Below are 2,094 nucleotides of genomic sequence, written 5' to 3'. Positions count from 1 at the left end.
GTCCTACGCGCTGTACCCCACCATGAGCGTGCGCGACAACATCGCCTTCGGCCTGAAAATTCGCAAAATGCCGACCGCCGAAATCGACGAAGAAGTTGCTCGCGTCGCCAAACTGCTGCAGATCGAGCACCTGCTGAGCCGCAAGCCGGGCCAGCTCTCTGGAGGTCAGCAACAACGCGTGGCCATGGGCCGTGCCCTGGCACGTCGGCCGAAGATTTATCTGTTCGACGAACCGCTGTCCAACCTCGATGCCAAGCTGCGGGTCGAGATGCGCACCGAAATGAAACTGATGCACCAGCGCCTGAAAACCACCACGGTCTACGTGACCCACGACCAGATTGAAGCGATGACGCTGGGCGACAAAGTGGCGGTGATGAAGGACGGGATCATTCAGCAGTTCGGCACGCCGAAAGACATCTACAACAACCCGGCCAACCTGTTCGTGGCGAGCTTCATCGGTTCGCCGCCGATGAACTTCATCCCGCTGCGCTTGCAGCGCAAGGACGGTCGTCTGGTCGCATTGCTCGACAGCGGTCAGGCCCGTTGTGAATTGCCGCTGGGCATGCAGGACGCCGGTCTCGAAGACCGCGAAGTGATCCTCGGAATGCGCCCTGAGCAAATCGTGTTGGCAAACGGCGAGCCTAACGGATTGCCGACCATTCGCGCTGAAGTGCAGGTCACCGAGCCGACCGGTCCGGACACCCTGGTATTCGTCAATCTCAACGAAACCAAAGTCTGCTGCCGTCTGGCACCGGACGTTGCACCGGCCCCGGGTGAAACCCTGACCCTGCAATTCGATCCGTCGAAAGTGTTGCTGTTCGATGCCAAGACCGGGGAGCGTCTTGGAGTTGCCGGTCAGCCTGCAGCCGAGACACACAGCGCTAACGTGGCCCAATTCAAAGGCCGCTAAAGATCAAATGTGGGAGCGGGCTTGCTCGCGAAGGCGATGTGTCAGTCGACATCTCTATTGAATGTCAGGCCGCATTCGCGAGCAAGCCCGCTCCCACAGGGGGCAAGCGGCGGCTGAGCTGTGATCTGCCGTGTCTGATGTAACTGCGTTAGTTAAAAACAGTTAATAACAATAAAACGAGGAAGTAGGGATGAAGAAGACCAACAACGCTCAGCTTATCTGCCAGTTGTCAGCAGTTGCAGCAATGATGCTGGCCGGTAGTGTGCATGCAGCTGACGCGTTCAGCGCCGACTCCGAATGGATGACCGGCGATTGGGGTGGCGAGCGGACCAAGCTGATCGAGCAAGGCATCGACATCAAAATGGACTACGTCGGTGAAGTCGGCAGCAACCTCAACGGCGGCTTCAACGACGACACAACGGCTCGTTACGCCGACCAGTTCGGCCTGGGGGCTGCGCTGGACCTGGAGAAACTGTTTGGTTGGGATAACACCCAGGCCAAGGTCCAGTTCACCAACCGAAATGGCGAGAACATCTCCAATGACCGTGTCGGCGACCCGCGAACCGGCACCTTGAGTTCCTCTCAGGAAGTCTACGRCCGTGGCCATATGGTCCGCCTGACCCAACTGTGGATCAAGCACCAGTTCCTAGACAATAAACTGGACATCAAGGCCGGTTACTTCGGCGAAGGCGAAGACTTCAACACCTTCCCGTGCGAGTTCCAGAACCTGGCGTTCTGCGGTTCCCAAGTGGGTAACTGGGCCACCAACATCTGGTACAACTGGCCGGTCATGCAGGCCGCGATTCGCGTGAAGTACAACATCTCGCCTGAGTTCTATGCGCAGATCGGCGCGTACAACCAGAACCCGTCGCAACTGGAGCACGGTAACGGCTTCAAGCTGAGCGGCAGTGGTACCGCGGGTACCGTATTGCCCGTCGAAATGGTCTGGCTGCCTAACCCTAACAACCTGTCGGGCGAATACCGTGTTGGTTACTATAAGAGCACGGCCGAGGCCAATGACGTCCTTAAAGACGCCAGCGGTACTGATGCGGCAACCACCGGCCAGCCTTATCGCGAACACAGCAGCAAGCACGGCTACTGGTTCGTTGCACAACAACAACTCACCAGCCACAACGGTGACAAGTCCCGCGGCCTGAACATTGCGGCCAACGCCACGTTCCACG

General features: G+C 58.4%; 2 protein-coding genes. Both read left to right on the top strand.

All coding sequences use genetic code 11. From position 1 onward, the window contains the following. Positions 1-910: ABC transporter ATP-binding protein (locus AC1DRJ_RS25460; protein WP_477804592.1), on the top strand; the 910-nt coding region annotated here is incomplete at its 5' end. A gap of 190 nt (positions 911-1,100) precedes the next feature. Continuing rightward, the coding region (locus AC1DRJ_RS25455) for a carbohydrate porin (protein WP_477804591.1) at positions 1,101-2,094 on the top strand (994 nt) is incomplete at its 3' end.

The sequence above is a fragment of the Pseudomonas sp. P5_B2 genome (assembly GCF_056400445.1).
This window is presented reverse-complemented; position numbering and strand designations above follow the sequence as displayed.